The sequence below is a fragment of the Halomonas sp. GFAJ-1 genome, from assembly GCA_002966495.1.
GTDB lineage: Bacteria > Pseudomonadota > Gammaproteobacteria > Pseudomonadales > Halomonadaceae > Vreelandella.
Genome location: CP016490.1, coordinates 3143303 through 3165299, shown reverse-complemented (window position 1 = coordinate 3165299; position 21997 = coordinate 3143303). Strand labels below are relative to the sequence as shown.

The window sequence follows — 21997 nt, the reverse complement described above, 5'->3', positions numbered from 1 at the left end:
CAAAAGAGGAGCTACTGGCGCATCCGGCGAGCAGCGGCATCCAGCGCTTCCTGGGGCGATTGACGTCCGCTGCCAATGTTCTGCAGCGCGGGCTCCATGGCCGCCCAGAAGGCTCCCATTTCAGGAATATTAGGCATTGGCATGCCTACTTCGGCGTTTTCCAGCGTGGCGGCAATGTTGGGGTTGTCCGCCAGCTCGGCTTGGTAATCGATATGGGCCACCGCACCCAGCGAACCGTCGCTGTTGAAGGTACGCATCCCCTCTTCGCTGAGCAGGTAGTTCTCTAAAAACTCAACGGCCAGAAAATCGTTGGGGGTGGCGGAGTTGATCATGGCGGTCATCACACCAAACATCGGTTTCGCGTGTTCATCGCCTACCTTAGGCAGCAGCGCCACGCCGTAATCAATGCCGCTGCGCTCCAGGTTAGGCCATGCCCAAGGGCCGCTGATCATGGTCGCCACTTCGCCCCGGTTAAAGCGGGTGTCCATGAGGTTGTAGTCGGTGCCACGGGGGAGTACATCGCTTTCGATCAGCTCGACTAGCAGTTCTGCGCCTTGCAGTGCGCCCTCATTGTTGACGCCAATATCACCCACGTCATAGCCGCTATCGGTTTGCTTGAACGGGTAGCCGCCATTGGCCGCGAGCAGGGACCAGCCGTAATAGGGCTCGCTGTAATCAAACAGAATGGCTTTTTTGCCCTCTTGGGCCAGCGTGGCATCCAGCTCCATCAGTTCGGCAAAGCTTTCGGGGGGCGTTTCTACCAGCGCTTTGTTGTAGATCAGGCCGAGGGATTCAACGGAGATGGGGTAGCCGTAGGTCTCGCCATTCCACAGCGCTGCGTCCCAGGTAAAGTCGTAAAAGGCTTCCCGGAAGGAGTCGCTGGGGGCCACAGGTTTCAGAAGGCCGCTTTGCGCCCATTCACCCATGCGGTCGTGGGCCCAAATCACGATATCCGGGCCTTGACCACTGCCTGCTGCCTGCTGGAAGCGGTCGGTCAGGTTGTCAGGGAACACCACCTCTACTTCAATGCCGGTATCTTTGAGAAACTGTTCAGCCACCGTGCGGATGCCTTCTTGGCCTTTATTGTCGCCCATCCAGATGGTTAAGCGGTCATCCTCAAAGGCGAAGGCTGGGAGTGTTGCGGTGGCTGCTAACGTAGCAGCGAGCAGCGGCGTGAAAAACGGACGAACCATTGCCATGATGTGCATACCTCATTGTGACGTTGTTTTTATGAATTTGTTGTCGTGCACGCTCTAAACTGACGTGCTTTGTTCCCTGCCAGCGTCGCTAATTCGGTGCAAGGTCACCTCCTCCTTAGGGGGAGTAGGGGTGGCGTATCCCAGGGGCGTAGAGTAAAGGTAGAAGGAGAGGCTAATTTGTAGGCAAACAGTGTCTGGAAAGGACGGCAGTAGACAATATTTTGTAGTAAAATTACATAATATATTGCGTATAATGCCTTTAATCAGATAAATTTTAGGTAATCTAACTACATTAGATGGCCTAATTATAAACAGGAGTTGAGATGAGCCAGTCACATGCACCGCTGGGCGACCCCAGTCATGCGATTGATTTAGCGCTGTTCGGGGCGTTAGGCGACCTTGCCATGCGCAAGCTGTTCCCTGCGCTGTATCATCTTGACCGCGAGGGCTTAATGCCCGAAAACACGCGGATCATGGGGCTGGCGCGTCAGGAGCACGACATTGCTGCGTTTCGTCAATTGGTCAGTGGTTCACTGCAAAAGCGCCTGAAAAAAGACGAGCAGGATAAAGAGAGTCTTGAGCGCTTCTTAAACCGCTTGGAGTACCTGAAGCTCGATTTCGCAACGGTAGATGGCTACGACGCCATTCGCCAGTGGCGCGAAGGCTCCAAGCAGCCCATGGTAGTGTATCTATCCGTCGCGGCGCGCATCTATGGCGATATCTGCCACAACTTGCAGGCAAGCAATAGCCTGGATGACGACACCCGCGTGATTGTTGAAAAGCCGATTGGTTATGACTTGGCCTCATCCGAGCAGATCAACGACGCTATTGGCGCTGTTTTCCCTGAATCGCGCATCTATCGTATTGACCACTACCTGGGTAAAGAGACGGTTCAGAACCTGATCGCCCTGCGCTTTGCCAATCCGCTGTTTGGCACGCAGTGGAACCAGAACCATATCTCCCACGTCGAGATTACTGTAGCCGAAAAGGTCGGCATCGAAGGCCGTTGGGGCTACTTCGACGATGCGGGCCAGCTGCGCGATATGGTGCAGAATCATCTACTACAGCTGCTGTGCCTGATTGCCATGGACCCACCTTCGAATCTAGATGCCGACGCTATCCGCGATGAGAAGGTAAAAGTGCTTAAGGCGCTCAAACCGTTTACCGGCGAAGCGCTTGGCCGCGACGTGGTGCGTGGCCAGTACATTGCGGGAACCAGTGATGGTCAGCCTGTGCCGGGCTATTTGGGAGAAGAGGGCGCCAACACCCAGAGCCAAACCGAAACTTTCGTGGCGATGAAAACCGAAGTGTCCAACTGGCGCTGGGCGGGCGTGCCGTTTTATCTGCGTACCGGCAAGCGGATGCCAGAGAAGCTGTCGCAAATCGTGATTCACTTCCGTCAGCAGCCTCATTACATTTTCGACCCGGATCAGCGCAATATTGCCGCTAACAAGCTGATTATTCGCCTGCAGCCGGAAGAGGGCATTGCTCTTCAGGTGCTCACCAAGGATAGCGGCCTGGATAAAGGCATGCGCCTGCGCCCAGGGCCGCTGCACCTGGATTTCAACAACGCTTTCCCCAAATCGCGTATTCCCGATGCTTACGAGCGTCTGTTGCTGGAAGTCATGAAAGGCCAGCAGTACCTGTTTGTACGCCGGGATGAAGTGGAGCACGCATGGCGCTGGTGCGACCAGCTGATTGGTGGTTGGAAAACACGCGAAACCCCGCCGCGCCGCTACCCGGCGGGCTCTTGGGGGCCGGTTGCCTCCATTGCCATGATTACCCAGGATGGCCGCAGCTGGTACGAGGATTATTAATATGAGCAACACACGACAAGCGCTGGCGGAGCAGCTGGCAGAAGCCGTTTATCAGGCCCTGGCCGACGATCTTTCCCACCAAGCGCGTGCGCTACTGGTGGTCTCCGGTGGCTCAACGCCCGTGCCGTTTTTCAAGGCGCTGGCGCAAAAGCCACTGGCGTGGGCGCGGGTAGATATCACCCTGGCCGACGAGCGCTGGGTGGATGAGCAGAGCAGCGACAGCAATGCCAAGCTCGTGCGCGACAACCTGCTGCAAGGCCCCGCAGCGGCGGCTACGTTTGTACCGCTGACCTCTGATGCCGGTACGCCGGAAGAGGGCGTAGCAGCCGTGGCAGAAGCTACCGCAGGACTTGCCTGGCCTGCGAGCGTGGTAATTTTAGGTATGGGCGGCGATGGTCACACGGCTTCGCTGTTCCCAGATAGCCAAGAGCTGGGCCTGGCGCTCTCCACCGATGAGCCGCTGGTCGCCGTGCGCACCCCGAGCCAGCCGCAGCCGCGCATTACGTTTTCGGCGGCCCGCCTGCATCAGGCGAAGCGCCATATTCTACATATCACCGGCGACAATAAGCGTGCCGTATTGGCGAACGCCATGAGTGGCGACGATGTACGTACACTGCCCATTCGCGCCTTTCTATCTTGCCCGTTGGCGATCTATTGGGCGCCCTAATGCGACGCCTTCGCCAATAATAAATTGCTTGGAGACTCACTCATGACCATCGATAAACAGCTACCCTCAACGCGCACCGCCGAGCTAGACAGCATCTGCTTAAAGGCAGAAGTGATCCCGGTGATTACCATCGAGCGCCTTGAAGACGCGGTACCACTAGGCCGTGCTCTGGTGGAGGGTGGTCTGACCGTTTTGGAAATTACCCTGCGCACCGACTGTGCCCTAGAAGCCATCAAGCGCATGAAAGAAGCGCTGCCGGGCGCCAGTATTGGGATGGGCACGGTGCTCACGCCTGCGCAGTACCGCCAGGCCGAGCAGGTAGGCGCTGATTTCGTAGTGACGCCGGGTGCCACTGAAGCGCTTTACCGCTACGGTGTTGAGAGCCCGGTGCCGATGTTGCCGGGAGTATCGACTATTTCTGAGCTGATGACCGGCTGGCAGTTTGGCTACCGCCGCTTCAAGTTTTTTCCCGCTGAATCCAGCGGCGGTGCCAAAGCGCTTAAAGCGTTTGGCGCACCGATTCCTGAAGCGCGCTTCTGCCCCACTGGCGGCATTTCCGTGGATAATGCAGAGTCTTACCTCTCGCTGCCCAACGTAATGTGTGTCGGCGGCTCCTGGCTAACGCCGAAAGCGATGATTGAAGCCGAAGATTGGGACGGCATCCGCGAACTGGCCCGCCAAGCTGCCGAGCGTTTCCACCACTAATTTGTAACACCGTATAGAGCACTCTCGTCACTTGCCTCACTGATATCGGTTCGTGTGCGCAAGACGTTTGCCCGAGCATGTCACCATGCTCGGGCTTTTTAGTGCCTACGTTTGAAGAGGGCTGCGCATTTTGCGATGATGCTGTGAGCTAGCCTGCCGAGCTGCGCAGGGCTTCAATATCGGCGTGGGTGGGCAGGGCGGCATAAGCGCCGGGGCGGGTGACCGCGTGGGCGCCGCAGCGGCAGGCGATATCTACCGCGCGGGTGAGAAACGCGCTGTCCTGGTGCCAGTTGTCTGTTAGGCCGTAGCGGGAGAGCTCCGCGAGCAGACCGCCAATAAAGGCATCGCCACCGGCGGTGGTATCCACTGCCGTTACGCTGGGCGGCGTCACGGTTTGGTCAATGCCGATGCCTTTGAGCACCACATTATTCGGGCCGTCGGTAATCACCACCACTTTGACGCCTGCGGCGAGCCGCTGAGCAATCCACGCGTCTTGCGGGAGGTCGCCCCGCAGGTAGTCCAGCTCTTCTAGAGATACTTTCACCAGCTCGGCGCTGTCGATCAGCTCGGTGACCCGCCATACGTCCGCTGAACCATCCGCCCACAAATTGTGGCGCAGGTTGGCGTCCACACTCACTAGGCAGCCCGCCCGCTTGGCCATGGCGGCAATCGCCAGGGTGGTGTCTGCGATCTCTGGGTCGGTTAGGCTGTTGCTGCACATGTGAACAATGGCAGGCTGCTCAAACACGCCGTGGGGCAAGTGCTCCAGGCGGTATAGTAGGTCGGCCGCGGGTGGGCGGTAGAAATCAAAGGTGCGCTCGCCGCTGCTGTCTCTAGAAACAAACGCTAGCGCCGTGCGGGCCTCTTTGGTAAGCACGACCCCGTGGGTATCCACGCCGTGGCTTTTCAGCTCATTAATCAAAAAGTGCCCAAAGGTATCGTCACCCACCATGCCCAAGAACTGGCTAGGTACGTTCAGCCGTGCGCAGGCCACCGCCACATTTGCAGGCGCGCCGCCTGCGTAGGGGGTGAACGTCTCTGGCCCTTTGGCATCACCCAGGCGGCTAGAGAGCATATCAATCAACGCTTCACCGAACGCAATCACCGGCGTCATAGGTCGTTCCTTATCGTTATTAGCATCAATGTTGAGTGGGTGGCGGGCCTAAGCGACGCAGTGGCCGCGGGCGGCTTCTAATAGTTCATACCAGGCTTCTCGGGGCAGCGTTTCCGGGCCATTCAGCATGTCGGCAATACGCTCTGGTTTGATACTGCCTACTACGGGAGCAGGGCGGCTGGGCAGCGTACGCAGCCATGCCAGCGCCAGCGCGCTGGGCGTGCTGTTCAGCTCGCCTGCTAAACGGTTCAGCACGCGGCTAACCTCGCCCTGCATCAACTGGCCGCCCGCCAGCGGAGACCACGTCATGGGCGCGTGGCCATCGGCCCCCAGGTCGTCAAAGCTGCCGTCAAACAGCGGTGCGTTATGGGCAATCGACAGCTCAATTTGATTGGCCTGAAGCGGATGATGCATATGGCGTTGCAGCCTGCGCCACTGGCTGGGCAGGTGGTTAGAAATACCCGCCGCGCCAATTTTGCCTGCCTCGATGGCATCATCCAGCGCGCGCCCCGTGGCAGCGGCATCCATCAGCAGGTCCGGGCGATGAATCAGAAAGTGGTCAAGGCGTTCAACGCCCAAGCGGCCCAGCGCATCATCAATGGCGCGGCCTAAGTAGTCCGGGCTGGCATTGTAGTGCTTTACCTTGCCGGAACCGGGGGTCGGGTTGTCGTTGGCGATGCTGGCTTTGGTGACGACATTTAGCCGCTTAGCCAGTGCCGGGCGGGCGCGCAGCGCTTGGCCAAAGAGCGTTTCGCATGCTCCGTTGCCGTAGATGTCGGCATGGTCGAACCAGTGCAAACCCTGCTCAAGGCGGGCTTCAATCCAGTCGGCCAGATGGCTTGCTTGGTGCATCTCTTGCGCTTCATGCAGGCGCATCATGCCGAGCACAAACGGCACGTTGAACGTTACAGCAGCCATGGCGTGTTCCAATTCGTTAAAAGACTTCTTCATTATGCAGCGCTTCGGCGGCGCCCAGCAGGCCGGTCCAGGGGTGGGTCACAATCCACACCGGGATATCGGCGTTGTACGCGCCCATGCGCCCTTTGTTAACAAAGCTTGCGCGCAGTTCGCACTTGGGCAGCCACTCCAATAGGCGGGGCAGAATGCCGCCGCAGAGGTAGACGCCGCCGCGTGCGCCCATGGTCAGCGTGGCATCGCCGCATACGTCACCGAGAATTTTCAGAAAGCGCAGCAGGGTGGCGGTGGCAATGGCGTCGCCCTGGTTAGCCGCTTGGGTAACTTCTGCAGGCGTCTCGCAGCGCGGCACTTGGCCTTCTAACGTGCAGTGGGCTTGGTACAGCTCTAACAACCCATGGCCACACAGAATGCGTTCCACACTCACCCGCTGGTAGCGCTTTAGAAATACATCCAGCAGCGCCCGCTCGGTGGTATCGGTGGGCGCAAAAGTGACGTGGCCGCCTTCGGTGGGCAGCGGAATCCAGGCGTGCTGGCCAGGGAATACCCCGGCCACGCCTAGACCGGTGCCGGGGCCAATAACCAAACGCGTCGAGTGTGACTGGGCAGCCCCAGGCTGCACTTCCACGAGGTTGTCTTCGCCCACGTGGGGCACGCCCAGCGCTTGGGCGGTGAAGTCATTGATGACTTTAAATAGCGATAAATTCAGCGCCTGCTGAACGTCGCTTTTCATAAAGTCCCAATGGTTGTTGGTCATCTTTACCCGCTCGGCGTGAACCGGGCAGGCAAATGCCAAGCAGGCTTCTTGCGGGGCGTTATCGCCCGTTGCGCCTACACGGGCAAGGTAGTCCTGAATCGCTTCAATGACGCCGGGGTAGTCGGCGCAGGGCAGATTCAGAATATCGTGGGGCGTGACTCCGCCCGGCGTGACCAACGCCAGGCGAGCATTCGTGCCGCCGATATCGCCGATCAGTGCCGGTCGCATCAGGCGTCCTCTTGCAAAATCTGGCCTTCTTGGCGGGCGAGGTCGTCGGCTTCGAAGCCGCCCAACGAGCCTGCACCCTCTTCACCGCGCATCGCCAGGTGGCGGAAGCCCGAGAACAGCTCACGGCCCAGGCCAACGTGGTAGTGGTCTAGGTTCGCCACCACGCGCTCTCTGTCGGCCCAGGTCGCCGCATCCACTTTGGCTTCCAGGGTGCCGGTGTTGGCATCCAGGCGAACCACGTCACCATCGCGCAGTTTGGCCAGCGGGCCGCCGTCCAGCGCTTCCGGGCTCATGTGGATAGAGGCGGGCACTTTACCCGACGCACCAGACATACGGCCATCGGTAACAAGTGCGACCTTGAAGCCACGGTCCTGAAGTACGCCCAGGAACGGCGTCAGCTTGTGCAACTCGGGCATGCCGTTGGCTTTGGGGCCTTGGAAGCGAACCACTACAATCACGTCGCGGTCCAGGTCGCCCGACTCAAACGCCGCTTTCATTTCGTTCTGGTCTTCAAAGATCTTCACCGGCGCTTCTACCACGCGGTGCTCTTCGGCTACCGCCGAAACCTTGATCACGCCACGGCCCAGGTTGCCTTTCATCACGGTGAGGCCGCCCGTGGCAGCGAAGGGCGCAGCGACCGGGCGCAGCACTTCTTCGTCCAGGCTGTTTTCCGGGCCTTCACGCCATACCACTTTGCCATCTTCCAGGAAGGGCTCTTGGGTGTAGGCGGTGAGGTCGGTGCCAAACACGGTGGGGATGTCGCCATGGAGCAGGCCCGCGCCCAGTAGCTCGCGGAACAGGTAGCTCATGCCGCCCGCTGCCTGGAAGTGGTTAATATCCGCCTGACCGTTAGGGTAGACCTTCATGATGCTGGGCGTTACCGCTGAAAGGTCTGTGAAGTCGTCCCAGTTGAGCGTAATACCCGCCGCTGCCGCCATGGCAATCAGGTGAAGGGTGTGGTTGGTAGAGCCGCCAGATGCCAGCAGGCCAACCACGGCGTTCACAATGGCGCGCTCGTCGATCTGCTTGTAGAACGGGCGATACTCGCCGCCGAGTTCGGTGTTGCGGATGGTTTGCTCGGTGGCGTAGCGGGTCAGCGCTTCGCGCATTTCCGTGCCGGGGTTCACAAACGAGGTGCCCGGCAGGTGCAGGCCCATCACTTCCATCATTAGCTGGTTGGAGTTAGCGGTGCCGTAGAAGGTGCAGGTGCCAGGGCTGTGGTAGGAGTCGGACTCCGCCTGCAGCAGCTCCTCGCGGCCTACTTTGCCTTCGGCGTAGAGCTGGCGAATGCGCGCTTTCTCTTTGTTGGGCAAGCCGCTGGGCATGGGGCCTGCGGGTACGAACATGGCGGGCAGATGGCCAAAGCGGGCGGCGCTGATAAATAGGCCAGGCACAATTTTATCGCACACGCCGAGATAAATGGCGGCATCGAACATATTGTGAGAAAGCCCCACGGCCGCGGCCATGGCGATCAAGTCCCGAGAAAACAGCGAGAGTTCCATGCCCGGTTGGCCTTGAGTTACGCCGTCGCACATAGCGGGCACGCCACCGGCAAACTGGGCAGTAGAACCCATGGCTCGGGCGGCCGCTTTGATGGTTTCCGGGAAGGTTTCAAACGGCTGGTGGGCCGACAACATGTCGTTGTATGAAGAAATAATCCCCAGGTTGGCGCTGTTCATCAGCTTCAGGGAGTCTTTCTCCTGGGCGCTACAGGCAGCAAAACCATGGGCCAGATTGCCGCAGGAGAGCTCAGAGCGGTGAACACCGCGCTTGTGCTGGTCGGCCATGCGGCGCTCGTAGAGGGCACGCCGCTCGGCAGAGCGCTCACGAATGCGTTGGGTAACCTCGGCAACGGTCTCATTTAAGGTGGCGGGTGCTGAGCTAAGTGGAGTTGAACCAGGCATATTGACCTCTGCGCTGTGGGGGCGACAAACTGGATTTGTAGTTATCTTACATATTTAACAGCCTTTAAGAGATATTTTAAGGTAAAAAAAGCCATTATTGTAGTTTTATTACCATATTGTTGGCAGGGGTAGCAAAAGGCCAGCCTAGCCACTTACGTCGCTTAGGCGGGCCATCTTAGTGGTTTAGCTCTCTACTTCGTCGCTTTTTATGCTGAACAGCATGGCATAAAGAGTAGGAACCGCCACTAGGGTAAGTAACGAGGCGAACGCCAAGCCCCCCATAATAGTGACGGCCATATTGTTGAAAAATGCATCTACAAGCAGTGGCAGCATACCTAAAATAGTGGTGCCTGCGGCAAGGAACACGGGGCGTAAACGGCTGATACTGGCATCTATCAGCGCAGTGAAGCGCGCTTTGCCTTCATTGATCTGCCCATCTATTTCGTCCACTAACACAATGGCGTTTTTCATTAGCATGCCAGATAGGCTCAGCATGCCCAAAAGCGCTGTGAAAGAGAATGGTAAGCCCGAGACCAGCAGGCCGATCACCACGCCACATACTGACATTGGTACTACTAGCCAGACAATAAGCGGTTGTTTTAGTTTGCCAAACAGCAGAATTGAGATGAGTAGCATTACTAGCAGACTTATCGGTAGCTGCCGCGCTAACCCTTCCTGGGCTTCGCCAGAATCTTCATGCTCTCCACCCCACTCCAACCGATAGCCGGGTGGCAGGGCAATTGACTCGATTTCCCCTCGAATGGCATCGAAGGCTTGCGCTGCCGTGTAGCCTTCTGCTGGGTCTGCGCCAACGGTTAAAGTGCGGATCCGGTTGCGCCGCTGTATCAGTGCCTCTTCGCTTTGTAACTCAAAGGAGGTCACCACTTGGCTAAGCGGGATAAAACGCTGTTGAGCGGCGCTCCACACATTACGGTCTTGAAGTAGCGCTACGTCGTCGCGTTCGGGTAAGGGTGGCCGAACAACGATAGGCAGTAAGTGTTCGCCTTCACGGTAAGTGCCAGCACGCGCACCTGATGAGGCAAATTGTAGCGCTTGTGCAATATCTTCCCGAGATACGCCCGCAATGCGAGCACGCTCTTCGTTAATGTGTGGTACTACCACCATTTCTTGTTGGCGCCAATTATGCCTGGGGTCGATTAGGTAGGGGCTAGCAGCTATACGACGTTCGGCCTCTGCTGCTAACTCGCGCAATATTTTTGGCGAAGGCCCTTGAAAGCGAGCCTCGATATCCGCGCCATCGCCCGGGCCAAACTGTAAGCGCTGCGTGCGTACCTGGGCATCAGGAAACGCTTCGTTGAGTTCACGGTAAAACTGGCGATCAAGATCCGGTATAACGTCTATGTCTTCGGTACGCACCATCAACTGTATATAAGCGGAATTTGGCAGTTCTGGGGCATACGTAAGCATGAAGCGGGTTGCGCCCTGACCAATAAAGCTAGCCACTGAAGAGACGCCTTCCTGCTCTAATATATAGGCTTCGATTTCTTCTGCATGATTGGCGGTTGCACGAATATCACTGCCTTGAGGAAGTTCAACATTGACTAAAAATAGCGGCGTTGTTGACTGTGGAAAGAACGACTGGGGTAGATGCGTAAAGGCCCATATACAAACAGCCGTTACCACTACCAATATAGAGACCGTGATAATGCGTAAACGCAGCGCAAGTATGAGCAACCTTCGGTATGCCCGATAAAGCAAGCCGCCATAGAGCTCTCTTTTGCTAGGGTCCTCGTCACTGCTGTCCTCTTGTTGGCTCGCTTCGTTGTCAGAGTTTGTTTCTTCTTTGCGCAGTAGGTAATAGCCAAATAGCGGCGTAACCGTAATGGCAAGTAGCCAGCTTAATAACAGAGAAACTAGAATAACGATGAACAGTGAGAAAAGAAATTCACCGGTCACGTCGTCTGATAGCCCTATGCCAGCAAACGCCATAATGCCAATCACCGTTGCCCCTAAAAGCGGTAGCTGAGTACGGTTAGCGGCTTTGCTGGCGGCTTCTTTGGCGCGCTCGCCTCGCTTGATGTTGCTGACCATGCCCTCGGCAACCACGATGGAGTTATCGACCAGCATCCCCATGGCAATAATTAACGCGCCGAGTGACACCCGCTCCATATCGATGCCCAACAGGCCCATAAACAGCAGCGTACCTAGCACGGTAAGCAGCAGGGTGCTGCCGACCACCACGCCAACCCGCCATCCCATGACGAGACACAGCACGCCAATGACAATGGCCACCGACATCAACAGGTTGAGCAAGAAGTCGTTAATGGCATCGTTAACCACATGATGCTGCTCGTAAAGGGGGTGAAGCTCTACACCAAGCGGGATTCTGCTCTTAAGCTCCTCCATGCGAGCTTCAACGGCTTCACCTACTTCAATAATGTTTGCGTTGGCCAGACCTGCAATGCCGATAGTGAACGCGCTTTGGCCGTTGTAGCGAATGAGGTGCCTGGGCAGTTCGCTTGGTTGGCGATAAATGTCGGCAATATCGACTAACGAGATTTGCTCTGTTGTACCAGGGCGGCCTATGCGTATGGCTTCCATTAACGCGGTGCTATCAATATCACTGCGCGCCACCAAGCGCACTTGGCGGTCGCCAATGCGTAGGCTTCCTGCATGTTCTACGGAGTTTTCCGTTTGAATCGTATTGATCACCTGTTCAATTGGAATGCCAAGGGTGTTGAGGCGTTCATTTGATATATCGATGTAAATCGTTTCTTCACGCTCGCCAGCGGTGGTGACTCTAGCAACGCCGGGTACAGCTAGCAGTTCTCGCTGTAAAAAGGTTGATATATCGCGAATTTCGCGGGTAGTAAAACCATCAGCAGTTACCGCATAAAATAGCCCGTAAACCTCACCAAAATCGTCATTTATTTGTGAGCCGAGCACACCGCTTGGGAGGTCAGCTTGGGCGTCGTTGATCTTATTACGCAGCTCATCCCAAATTTGCGGTAGCTGATTGCTATGGTAGCTAGAGTGCACTTCTACTTTGATTTCCGAGCGTCCAGGCAGTGACTTCGACTCGATAATGTCAATCTGCTCCATTTCCTGGATAGCTCGTTCAAGGCGCTCGGTAACCTCATCTTCCACTTCGGCGGCGGTAGCGCCAGGATAGGGCGTATTAATAATAGCGTTAGGGATGGTAAAGGAGGGGTCTTCGAGTTTGCCGACGGTGTTATAGCCCCACAGGCCACCAAAAAAGCAAATTAAGACGATAAGCCACGTGTTTAAAGGCCGTTCAATGGACAGCTTAGCGATATTCATAAGGCCTCCTAAAGCGCAGCTTCGAGCGGTTTTACACGCATGCCGTCGCGCAGTAACTGCACACCAGTGGCTGCTATTGGCACGCCCGGCGCAAGGCCTGCAACAATAATCACAAGGTCATTGGTAACTTCACCCACGACGACTTGCTGGGGGGAAACTGTACCTGTCTCTGGATCATATACCCAGACTCTAAAGACGCCCTCTTCGGTGTGGTCCAGCGCGCTGCTCGGTACTGCGACCACGGAGGTCGTTAGCGCCTCCTCTAACTCAATAATAACAGTGGCGGTGGTGCCCGGAAGAGCGATAGGTGAAACGCCGTCAGCAGGGGCAAACTCAACTTGATAAGTTTGTGCGACCACATCAGGTTCAGTGACGTGTTCACGATAAACCAGCGGAATCCGCTCGCCTGGCAAGGTGGCAATTTCTGCTTCGATATTGAAGGCGCTACCTGACTCCAAGTGCTGCATTAGCGCTTCAGGCACATTGATACGGACACGTAGCTCGGAAATGTCCTGAATACGTACCACCTCTGCGTTGGGTGGCACGGTCGTGTGGTTTTCTACCAGGCGTCGAGTAACTAGCGCATCAAAAGGCGCATTTAGCGTGGTGTAGGCCAGCTGTTGCTTAGCATTTTCCAGCTGCGTTTCGGCTAACTCCGCATCGGCACGTGCTGCGTCCAGCACTGTTTCAGACACCGCATTGTGCGAATACAGGTTGCGCTGTCGATTAAGGTGCTTACGCGCTTGTTCCACTTCTGCCTCAGCGCTGCGTACTTGCAATGCGTAGTCGGTAGGGTCTAGCTGAGCAATGAGTTCACCGCGGGGAATTGTCGTTCCTTGGACGGCAGGAAAGGTTTCTATCCGACCGCCGACACGGAAGGCGAGGTTAACGGTGCTTTTGGCTTCTACGCGCCCAATAAAACGCCGACTAGGGAAAAAGTCCTGTTGATCGGTTTCAAGCAGCTTAATGACTTGCACGGGAGGCTCTGGAGGCGCTTCATCGTTGGAGCAGCCGACAAGCAGTACCGCTGCTATTAATACTATCCATAATACGTTGGGCCTCATTCAATGCCTCCCTGCAGGCGATTAATCATTGGTATGTCGTAATGTGGGTTAATGATATCTGGGTCTTCAGCCCACGGCTTGTTTAAACTACCCACTATAATAGGTACTCTTAACACATTCGAACAGACGTTTGGTTTTTTGCTGTACGTGACCGCTGAAAACGGCACAGTTTAAACTAGCCCAATGCAAAAAAACGATGATTAACACTAAGGATGGCGAGCGTGCAGCGGAGTATGCAAAAACGTATCTCAAAAGCGACACCCAGCAAGGGTAGCCAAAAGCGCAGTTGGTTAGGGGTGGCGTTAGCGCTGATTCTAAGCGGCTGCGCGCTCGGGCCTGAGTATCAGGCACCGGAGATCGCGCTACCCGATACCTGGCCTGAGCACATCACCTTAAGCCAAACGGAGCGGGATGATTGGCGCAACTGGTGGCGCCAGTTTAACGACCCGGCGCTGAACCAGTTAGTGTCGCGGGCCACACACGATAATCTAGAGCTCACCATCCAATTGGCGCGCATTCAAGAAGCCCGCGCCCAGTTAGGGTTTGCAGATGCGGATCAGTTTCCGACCGTAGGCTTTCAAGCGGAAGCTACACGAGAGCGCACGCCTGGGGCAGCATTCCCCATTGATTTTGAACCTATTCAAGATTTAATTACCTCCACTAACAATCAATACTCGCTAGCCGCTAGCCTAGAGTACGAGATTGATTTGTGGGGGCGTTTAGCTAACGAGCGAGAGGCGGCCACCGCAGCCCTTCAACAAAGCCAGTTTGCCCGAGATGCGGCAGAAATAGGTGTCATTGGCGATGTGGTGACGACGTATTTCAATCTAAAGAGCGCTGAGGCGCAGCGCCAGCTACTCGATGAAACCATCGCCTCTTATGAAGAGACCTATCGTTTACAGCGCCTGCGTTTTGAGCATGGCGATATTAGCGAGCTGGACGTTCGGCGAGCAGAAGCCGAGCTACAGGGACTGCGCGTAGAGCGGCCCGCATTAGCCAGGCAAGTGGAGGCGTTGCGCGGGGCGTTAGGCGTTTTAGTGGGCATGTCGCCCCAAGAACTAATCAGCGCGCTGGATACTGGTGATACCCAGCTTGCGGAAATCGCCCATCCGGAAAGAATTCCCCAAGTGATGCCCTCTGAGCTACTTCAGCGTCGGCCCGATATTCGCTCGGCTGAAGCGTCGCTCATCGCAGCAACGGCCCAGGTAGGTGTCGCTGAAGCAAACCGCCTGCCATCGCTTAACTTAACCTCTTTTATTGGCACAAGTGCGGCAAGTGGTGGTGATCTATTTAGCGATGCAGCGCGAACTTGGGGGGGCGGTGCTTCTGTTATGGGCCCGCTGTTTGATTTTGGCCGCACCCGTGCGGGTGTTGAAGGCGCTGAAGCTCGGGTTGAACAGGCTGAAGGGCAGTATCGCCTAACCGTATTGACGGCCTTTAATGAAGTGCGTGACGCTCTATACAGCTATGAGTTTACCTCCCAACGGGCCACAGCGGTGGAAGAACAGATGGGCGCAGTACAGCGCGCCCGTGACCTTGCCGTATTGATGTATGAGCAGGGCCAGGTGAGTCAGCTTGAACGCTTAGATGCCGAGCGTAACTTGCTTTCCGCGCGCCTGGAACAAGCCGATGTAAGGCGTGAGCAGTTAGCCGCGGCAGCCACACTATTTAAAACGCTAGGGGGTGGATGGCAGGCCGACCAGTAAGGCTCAACAATCAAACCACCAAAATGGTTCAGTTTTGTTACTATTCGGCGTCCTTAAACGGCTGATCTTTTACTCTTTGGTAACTGGGGCCGTTTTGTTGTTCTGGAGCCGCTATGCACCCCATCGTTAAGCAAATAGAACCCATTAACCGTGATGCTGCTGAACACACGCGCGCATACCTAGATACGCTGACCAAGCCTCCTGGCAGCTTAGGTGAGCTAGAAGCCTTGGCGATTCAATTGAGCGCCATCACCGGCATGGCTAAACCCAGCGTGACGCCGCCGCGCATTGTGGTGTTTGCCGCCGACCACGGGGTGGCCAGCGAGGGTGTTTCAGCCTTTCCCCAGGAAGTCACCGCGCAAATGGTGGCCAACTTTACCCAGGGGGGCGCTGCCATTAATGTATTTGCGCGACAAATTGGCGCTGATGTGGAAATCGTCGATGTGGGCGTCGCATCTACGTTAACGCTGTCTGGCATTACCCAGGCGAAAGTGCGGGCGGGCACGGCTAACATGGTGGTGGAAGATGCCATGCACGCCGATCAGGCCTTAGCGGCGATTGAGCATGGCATAGCGGCCGTTGAGCGCGCAAAAAAGGCAGGGGCACGCTGCATGATTGTGGGCGAAATGGGGATTGCCAATACCACTGCCAGTAGTGCCATGCTATCGGCCTTGACCGGCGCACCCGTTGCCCACGTGGTCGGGGCCGGCAGCGGCATTAATAGCGCTCAGTTAGCGCATAAAGTCGCGGTGATTGAGCGCGCGCTAAGCGCCCGCCAAGCCAACGCCGACGACCCTCTAGACGTACTCGCCAAATTGGGCGGCCTTGAGATTGCCGCAATGACAGGCGCTTACCTCGCCTCAGCAGCGCATCGCACCCCCGCGATTGTGGATGGCTTTATTGCCACGGTGGCAGCACTCACGGCTTGCCGCCTCTGCCCATTAGTGCGCGATTACCTGATCTTTGGTCACCGTTCACACGAGCCAGGCCACGCCACAGCGCTAGAAGCACTTGACGCTAAACCACTGCTCTCACTAGGCATGCGCCTTGGTGAAGGGAGCGGCGCGGCGCTGGCTTTTCCGCTACTGCAGGCGGCAGCCGCCATGCTCAGCGAAATGGCCTCTTTTGCCGATGCGGGCGTTAGCAACAAAGCGGCGCAGTGAGCCGTTTGGAAACGCTGCCGTTTGGCCAGCCTTTATTGCTTGCCCGCAGCGAGCACTGCCTAGCGATCACCTCTGCGATGCCGCTGCGTGTGCTTAGCAGTGCGTTAGTGGGAGAGGGCTTTGGCAGGGTGCGTCATTTTGCGAATTTCCACGTTGATAAGCACTACGATGGCCACTCGCCAAACGAAGATTTAGCGCAGTGGTTATTGGCCCAAGGCTTACCGCTAACATCGGTAGCCATGATGACTGCCGTTCAGCTAAACAGTGCCTGTATAGTTAGTTTGCCGCTGGGTAACTTACCCCATGGCGTGATGGCGCTGGTGACGGCGGGGGTGGGCAATGCCGTTGATATTAGCGTTCCAAGCCAAGACGACCCCCGCTTGGCGCTACGCGCCGCGCCAAAGGTTGGCACCATCAATACATTTGCGTTCTTAGATGCTCAGTTAACCGATGGCGCGTTAGTCAACGCTTGTTTGTCGGTAACGGAAGCAAAAGTGCAGGCGCTCCGGCAGGTCGGGGTAACAGATCCTTACAGCGGTACGCCCGCTACCGGCACTTCTACCGATTGCATCTCCATTGCGGCAACCCAGCGTGGCGACGCCACTCCTTATGCCGGATCTGGCACCCCGCTTGGGCGAGCGCTGGGCCAGGCGGTTTACCAAGCAACGTTGGGGTCGCTGTCACTTTCACAAAAGAGGGCGTCAGCGTGCTAACGCTGTTATTACTCTCAACCGTTGGGCTGGTTGCCATTGCGATTGTTATTGACTTGATCGTTGGCGACCCGCGCACGTTGCCGCACCCGGTGGTGCTGATGGGGCGGGCGATCAGCTGGTATGAGCGGCTTTGGAACCGAGGCACGGCGCAGCAGCGCAGGTTAAGCGGCGCCTTCTTAACCGTTTCGATGGTCGGCGGTGTATGGTTTTCTAGCTGGTTACTTCTCGTATTGTTAGCCAGGCTGCACCCTGGGTTGGCGTTGCTTGCCGAACTTTGGCTGCTTTCCACGACGCTGGCGATTAAAGGCCTGGGAGATGCGGCCCGCGCAGTGGTAGAGCCGCTTAGCAAAGGCGACTTGCCCGCTGCAGGCCAAGCACTGGGAATGATTGTAGGGCGCGATACCCAAAGCTTAGATGAAGCGGAAATCACCCGGGGAACAGTGGAAACCGTGGCGGAAAATACCGTCGATGGCATCACCGCGCCGCTGTTTTTTGCGCTTATCGGTGGGGCACCGCTGGCGCTGGCGTACAAGGCGGTGAATACCCTGGATTCAATGGTCGGCTACAAAAACCAACGCTATGGCGATTTTGGCTTTGCCTCTGCCAAGCTGGACGATGTGGCTAACTGGATTCCCGCGCGCTTAACCGCGTTGTGCCTATGGGTCGCTGGCCTGCTATTGAGTATTTCGGGTGTTTTACCCCTACGCTGGAAGGGTGCGATGCAGGGCACCCGCCGCGATGCGCCGCGCCACCCAAGCCCCAATGCCGGTTGGCCAGAAGCCATGGTGGCCCGTTTGCTCGGCGTGCGGTTAGGTGGCACCAATTTCTACCAGGGCGTGGCGTCCCACCGCGCCACGCTAGGTGAACCCCTTGAGCCGCTGCGCTTAGCGCATATCACTGCCACCGTACGTTTAATGCACGGCGCATGGCTGCTGTTTATGCTGCTAGCGGTTGGCGTCACTGTGCTGGTGCTTACTCTTCGAGGGCTGTTATGAGTGCGCCTGGTCTTGCATGGGCCAACTCTTCATCTATCAGCTCGCCATGGCCCGCGCATGGCGGTCAGGCTGAAACATTGCTAGCGCATTTTGGTTTGCCCGCAGACCACCCGGTGGAAGACTTTAGCGCCAACCTCAATCCACTAGGCCCACCCGCTTGGGTGCGAGGCTGGCTAACAAAGCAGCTGGACGGCCTTGAGCGCTACCCCGCGCCGGACTACGCCACTGCCCGGCAGGCTATCGCCGCCCATCATCAGCTTCAGCCTGACCAGGTATTGCTAACCAACGGAGGTGCAGAGGCTATTTTTCTGGCCGCCGCGCTGCATGCGGGCAAACATGCGGCGATTGTTACTCCAAGCTTTGGCGAATATGCCCGCGCCTGCCGCGCCCACCGGCTTACCGTCAGCGAAATCGCGCTGCGCCCGCCGCACTTTACGCTTGAGGTAGACGCGCTAATGGCAGGGCTGGACGGCATCGAAGTGCTGTTTTTATGCCGCCCGAACAACCCTACCGCCACGCTTATTGAGAGTTCGGCAATGGAAGCCTTACTGGAGCGCACGGTGCCAATGGGGTGTCATGTAGTGGTCGATGAGGCGTTTGTCGATATGGCAGGCGACAGCACACAACAGGCTTCCCTGGCACCCTTGCTGGCGCGCTATCCGCATGTGATGCTGCTGCACTCCATGACTAAGTTTTATACCTTGCCGGGCCTGCGGCTGGGCTACTTGTTGGGAAGTGAGGCGACGATTCAAACGGCAGCGATTCACCAGCCGCCCTGGAGCGTTAACCACCTTGCGGCTGAATTGGTGGCGCCGCTGCTGGCGGACAAAGCGTTCGCCAACGCCACCTCGCAGTGGCTAACCAGCGAGCGCCCGGCCATGGAGCAGGCGCTGACACAGCTAGGTTTGGACGTAGTGCCCAGCCACGCTTGTTTCTTTCTTATTCGCCCCGGCATTGAGCAGCGCCGGTCGGAGATTACCAGCGATGCGCTGTTTGAAGGTTTGCTGCGCCACGGGGTACTGGTGCGCCACACCCACAATTTTTCAGGGCTCAGCGGTGAATGGCTGCGAATAGCGCTGCGCGATGCCCCTGCAAATCAGCGGTTGATCAGCGTGTTGAGAAAGGTGCTCAATGATTGTGTTCGTTAGCGGCGGGGCGCGCTCCGGCAAAAGTGAGATTGCTGAGCAGCAGGTAGTAAGCGCTGCGAGTAACTCGCCCTGTTACTACCTAGCCACCGCCGATGTGTACGACGACGAGATGGCCGAGCGAGTGGCCCGTCACCGTCAATCCAGGCAAGCGCAGTGGCAGGGTGTGGAATGGAAAACCCTAGAGGCGCCGCTACGGGTTGATCAAGCAATTGCCAACGTGCCAAGCGGAGGCGCCGTACTGCTGGACTGCTTAACGCTATGGGCCAGCCAGGTCTTGTATGCCAGCGGGCTAAGCGAAGAGGAGGGTTTAGCGCTGCTGGCAGAGACACTTGCTGATGCCCGAGCACGCCGCGTGCATTTAGTGATTGTTTCTAACGATATCAACGAAGCGCTGCCGCCCACCGATGCTGAAACCTGGCGCTATCTGGCTTTTCTCCAGAGGGCTCACTGCTGGGTAGCGGCAGAGGCGGATTCCGTACTCGAAGTCGTCGCGGGCTGCGCACTGGAGTGGAAGCAAAACAAGGAGCTGCCACGGTGAAAAATGCTTTATTAGGTCTCTTGCTGGCGCTGCAATTTCTCACCCGCATTCCGATTCCAATAGCCGTTCCCTGGACACCCGACACCCGACGCTGGGCCGTGCGCGCCTACCCGCTAGTAGGGCTACTGATAGGCAGTGTGCTGGCGCTAATAGCGTTCGCTATGCAAAACGTGCCTGCACCTATCACTGCGCTAGCCATATTAAGTGTGTGGGTGGCGCTTTCGGGGGGGCTGCATTTAGACGGTGTGATGGATATCGCCGATACCCTAGGCAGTAATCAGCCGTTGGCGCGTCGCTGGGAGATCATGAAAGACCCTCAAATCGGCAGCTTTGGAATACTGGCGCTGGTATTTCTGCTCGCTTGGAAGGGGGTGCTGCTGTGGGCGTTGGTGGCCTATCAGGCGCCTTTGTGGTGGCTCTTGATAGTGCCCGGGCTAGGGCGTTGGGCAGGCGTTGCGTTACTGGTGCTAACACCCTGTGCTCAGCAAAAAGGCTTGGCGTGGAGCTGGCAGCAGTCGCTTCGCGGTCAAGACGTCGCGTTTGCGCTATTGCCACTGGCGTTGCTTGCGCTGTTGGCACCTGCCGTCGTGTTGATGTGGCTAATGGCCATCGCTTTTGTGGTACTAATGCGCTGGCTTATGCTGCGACTGTTTAACGGGATTAACGGCGATATGGTTGGCGCCACCATTGAAGGAGGAGAGCTTTGGCTATTGATCTTAGTGTGGAGCTGGTGGCAGTTCGCCACGGTATCACCGCCTGGAATTTAGAGCGCCGCTATCAAGGCCAGCAAGATATTCCGCTGCTGTTTCCTGACGCTGAAGCAGGGCTGCTGGCACTACGCGATACGCTTGCCGATGAGCGCTTTGACGCTATCTACTCAAGCGATTTACAGCGTTGCCAACAAACCCTTTCGTGGTCTCGGGCGGCAACGCCGGGCACGGCGGTAAGTTTGGAGCCGCGCCTGCGCGAGCTGGATTTTGGTGACTACGAAGGCAAAGTGTACGACGAATTAAAAGCGCTTCCGCACTACCGCGCCTGGATTGATAGCGTAGGTGAGCTGCAAATTCCTGGCGGTGAGTCCTCCGGCCAGCTGCGAGCGCGCCTGGATGCCTGGCTCGACGACCTTGCCGCCAATGCACACGCGGGAAATCACCAAAAGATTCTCGCCGTCACCCATGGCGGTGTGATTCGCGAGCTGCGCCGGCGTTTTGAAACGATTGGTTTTTGGGATGGCATTGTGCATCAAGCCCAAGGCCGACGCTGGCAGCTTATTTATCAGCAAAACGCACTGGGAACAGGGGAATGGCAATGCAGCTCTTCATCGGCGGTGCCTGCGCAGGAAAGCGAGACACGGTAACTGCTCGTTTTCCTGCAGCGCGTTGGTGGCGGCTTAATGATGCTCACCCCTTGAGCGATTGCCATCAAGCGCTGGAAGCTGAACAGCCGCTGGTTATCACTGGCGTGCTTGAGTGGCTAGCCTCCGTTCTCGACGCCACTGAACACGATGTCTTACGCTCGCAGTGGCAGCGCGAGTTAGCCACGCTAGGCCAGCGTGCCCACGAGCTAGGCGCGTCGCTGATTGTCATTACCACGGAAGTGGGGCGAGGTATTGTGCCTATGCAGCCCGAACAGCGTCGCCTGCGCGATGTAAACGGCTGGTTTAATCAAGATGCAGCCGCCCAAGCCGAGCAGGTGTGGTATGTGAGGCACGGCCTAGTTCAGCTGCTTAAGGGCTAGGCAGTAAAATTGACCAACCCCCAGCAAGTTGCTAGCTTACGCGCACTCTCAGGTGCTGATGGTGGCTGCCACCATCAGTTAAACGGGAAGTTGGTGTACATAGCTCTGTCAATGAGTTGTGTAAATCCAACGCTGCCCCCGCAACGGTGATCGAGATAAGAACGGCTATAAGACGCCACTGTGCTAATGCATGGGAAGGTGGTCGTTCGGAAAGACACGGCGCTTATGTAAAGTTGCCCCTTTCGCTTGTCAGCCCGGAGACCGGCCTAAGAGTGATGGTTCTAAATGAACCACTTCAAACCGAGACGCGGAGGGCGGCTCAGGGTGATGCCGGCGGTTTTCAAA

19 protein-coding genes and 1 other annotated feature are annotated in these 21997 nt (G+C 57.1%); of the genes, 12 read left to right on the top strand and 7 right to left on the bottom strand.

Annotated elements, in window-relative coordinates:
* Positions 1-11: 11 nt before the first annotated feature.
* Positions 12-1199: a maltose ABC transporter substrate-binding protein MalE gene (locus BB497_14275; protein ID AVI63791.1), complete on the bottom strand. Its 1188-nt coding sequence runs from the start codon at positions 1197-1199 to the stop codon at positions 12-14.
* Positions 1200-1522: 323 nt separating this feature from the next.
* Here BB497_14275 and BB497_14270 point away from each other — a divergent pair, with 323 nt between their 5' ends.
* From BB497_14270 to BB497_14260, 3 genes are read left to right on the top strand one after another with little or no spacing between them, the layout of a single operon-like run.
* Entirely contained in the window at positions 1523-3016 is a 1494-nt protein-coding gene (locus BB497_14270) for a glucose-6-phosphate dehydrogenase (GenBank protein ID AVI63790.1), read from the top strand.
* A gap of 1 nt (position 3017) precedes the next feature.
* Positions 3018-3683, top strand: coding sequence for a 6-phosphogluconolactonase (locus tag BB497_14265; GenBank protein AVI63789.1), 666 nt, complete (start codon positions 3018-3020; stop codon positions 3681-3683).
* Positions 3684-3725: 42 nt separating this feature from the next.
* Positions 3726-4388 carry a keto-deoxy-phosphogluconate aldolase gene (locus BB497_14260; protein AVI63788.1) on the top strand — a complete coding sequence of 221 codons (663 nt, stop codon included), beginning with the start codon at positions 3726-3728 and terminating at the stop codon, positions 4386-4388.
* 148 nt (positions 4389-4536) lie between these two features.
* On the opposite strand, the gene BB497_14255 is transcribed toward BB497_14260, so the two are convergent.
* From BB497_14255 to BB497_14230, 6 genes are all read right to left on the bottom strand, one after another.
* Positions 4537-5502: a carbohydrate kinase gene (locus BB497_14255; protein AVI63787.1), complete on the bottom strand. Its 966-nt coding sequence runs from the start codon at positions 5500-5502 to the stop codon at positions 4537-4539.
* Between the two features lie 48 nt (positions 5503-5550).
* Positions 5551-6420 (bottom strand): aldo/keto reductase, encoded by an 870-nt coding sequence (locus BB497_14250; GenBank protein ID AVI63786.1) that lies wholly within the window; start codon positions 6418-6420, stop codon positions 5551-5553.
* A gap of 16 nt (positions 6421-6436) precedes the next feature.
* Positions 6437-7402, bottom strand: coding sequence for a glucokinase (locus BB497_14245; protein ID AVI63785.1), 966 nt, complete (start codon positions 7400-7402; stop codon positions 6437-6439).
* Positions 7402-9306, bottom strand: a complete 1905-nt coding sequence (locus tag BB497_14240) for a phosphogluconate dehydratase (GenBank protein ID AVI63784.1) — start codon at positions 9304-9306, stop codon at positions 7402-7404. The genes BB497_14245 and BB497_14240 overlap by 1 nt, the downstream gene beginning before the upstream one ends.
* Before the next feature lie 183 nt (positions 9307-9489).
* Entirely contained in the window at positions 9490-12588 is a 3099-nt protein-coding gene (locus tag BB497_14235; protein ID AVI63783.1) for a multidrug transporter AcrB, read from the bottom strand.
* Positions 12589-12596: 8 nt separating this feature from the next.
* Positions 12597-13652 carry an efflux transporter periplasmic adaptor subunit gene (locus BB497_14230; protein ID AVI63782.1) on the bottom strand — a complete coding sequence of 352 codons (1056 nt, stop codon included), beginning with the start codon at positions 13650-13652 and terminating at the stop codon, positions 12597-12599.
* Between the two features lie 233 nt (positions 13653-13885).
* Between BB497_14230 and BB497_14225 the strand changes: the two genes are divergently transcribed.
* The 9 genes from BB497_14225 to BB497_14185 all read left to right on the top strand — a co-directional run bounded on the left by BB497_14225 (position 13886) and on the right by BB497_14185 (position 21652).
* On the top strand, positions 13886-15358 hold the full coding sequence (locus BB497_14225) for an RND transporter (protein ID AVI63781.1): 1473 nt from the start codon (positions 13886-13888) through the stop codon (positions 15356-15358).
* A 113-nt stretch (positions 15359-15471) separates the two neighbouring features.
* Positions 15472-16521 carry a nicotinate-nucleotide--dimethylbenzimidazole phosphoribosyltransferase gene (locus BB497_14220; GenBank protein ID AVI63780.1) on the top strand — a complete coding sequence of 350 codons (1050 nt, stop codon included), beginning with the start codon at positions 15472-15474 and terminating at the stop codon, positions 16519-16521.
* Positions 16518-17234 (top strand): hypothetical protein, encoded by a 717-nt coding sequence (locus BB497_14215; protein AVI63779.1) that lies wholly within the window; start codon positions 16518-16520, stop codon positions 17232-17234. The genes BB497_14220 and BB497_14215 overlap by 4 nt, the downstream gene beginning before the upstream one ends.
* A gap of 2 nt (positions 17235-17236) precedes the next feature.
* Positions 17237-18229 carry a cobalamin biosynthesis protein CobD gene (locus tag BB497_14210; GenBank protein AVI64363.1) on the top strand — a complete coding sequence of 331 codons (993 nt, stop codon included), beginning with the start codon at positions 17237-17239 and terminating at the stop codon, positions 18227-18229.
* The gene (locus BB497_14205) at positions 18226-19377 is read left to right on the top strand and encodes a threonine-phosphate decarboxylase (GenBank protein AVI63778.1); all 1152 of its coding nucleotides are present in this window, start codon (positions 18226-18228) and stop codon (positions 19375-19377) included. Before BB497_14210 ends, BB497_14205 begins: the two co-directional genes overlap by 4 nt.
* Positions 19361-19915, top strand: a complete 555-nt coding sequence (locus tag BB497_14200; protein ID AVI63777.1) for an adenosylcobinamide kinase — start codon at positions 19361-19363, stop codon at positions 19913-19915. Before BB497_14205 ends, BB497_14200 begins: the two co-directional genes overlap by 17 nt.
* Positions 19912-20682: a cobalamin 5'-phosphate synthase gene (locus tag BB497_14195; GenBank protein AVI63776.1), complete on the top strand. Its 771-nt coding sequence runs from the start codon at positions 19912-19914 to the stop codon at positions 20680-20682. The genes BB497_14200 and BB497_14195 overlap by 4 nt, the downstream gene beginning before the upstream one ends.
* Positions 20619-21272, top strand: a complete 654-nt coding sequence (locus tag BB497_14190; protein AVI63775.1) for a phosphoglycerate mutase — start codon at positions 20619-20621, stop codon at positions 21270-21272. The genes BB497_14195 and BB497_14190 overlap by 64 nt, the downstream gene beginning before the upstream one ends.
* Positions 21224-21652 carry an adenosylcobinamide kinase gene (locus BB497_14185; protein AVI63774.1) on the top strand — a complete coding sequence of 143 codons (429 nt, stop codon included), beginning with the start codon at positions 21224-21226 and terminating at the stop codon, positions 21650-21652. The genes BB497_14190 and BB497_14185 overlap by 49 nt, the downstream gene beginning before the upstream one ends.
* Before the next feature lie 33 nt (positions 21653-21685).
* Positions 21686-21937 (top strand) — a binding site (cobalamin riboswitch).
* Positions 21938-21997 lie beyond the last annotated feature (60 nt).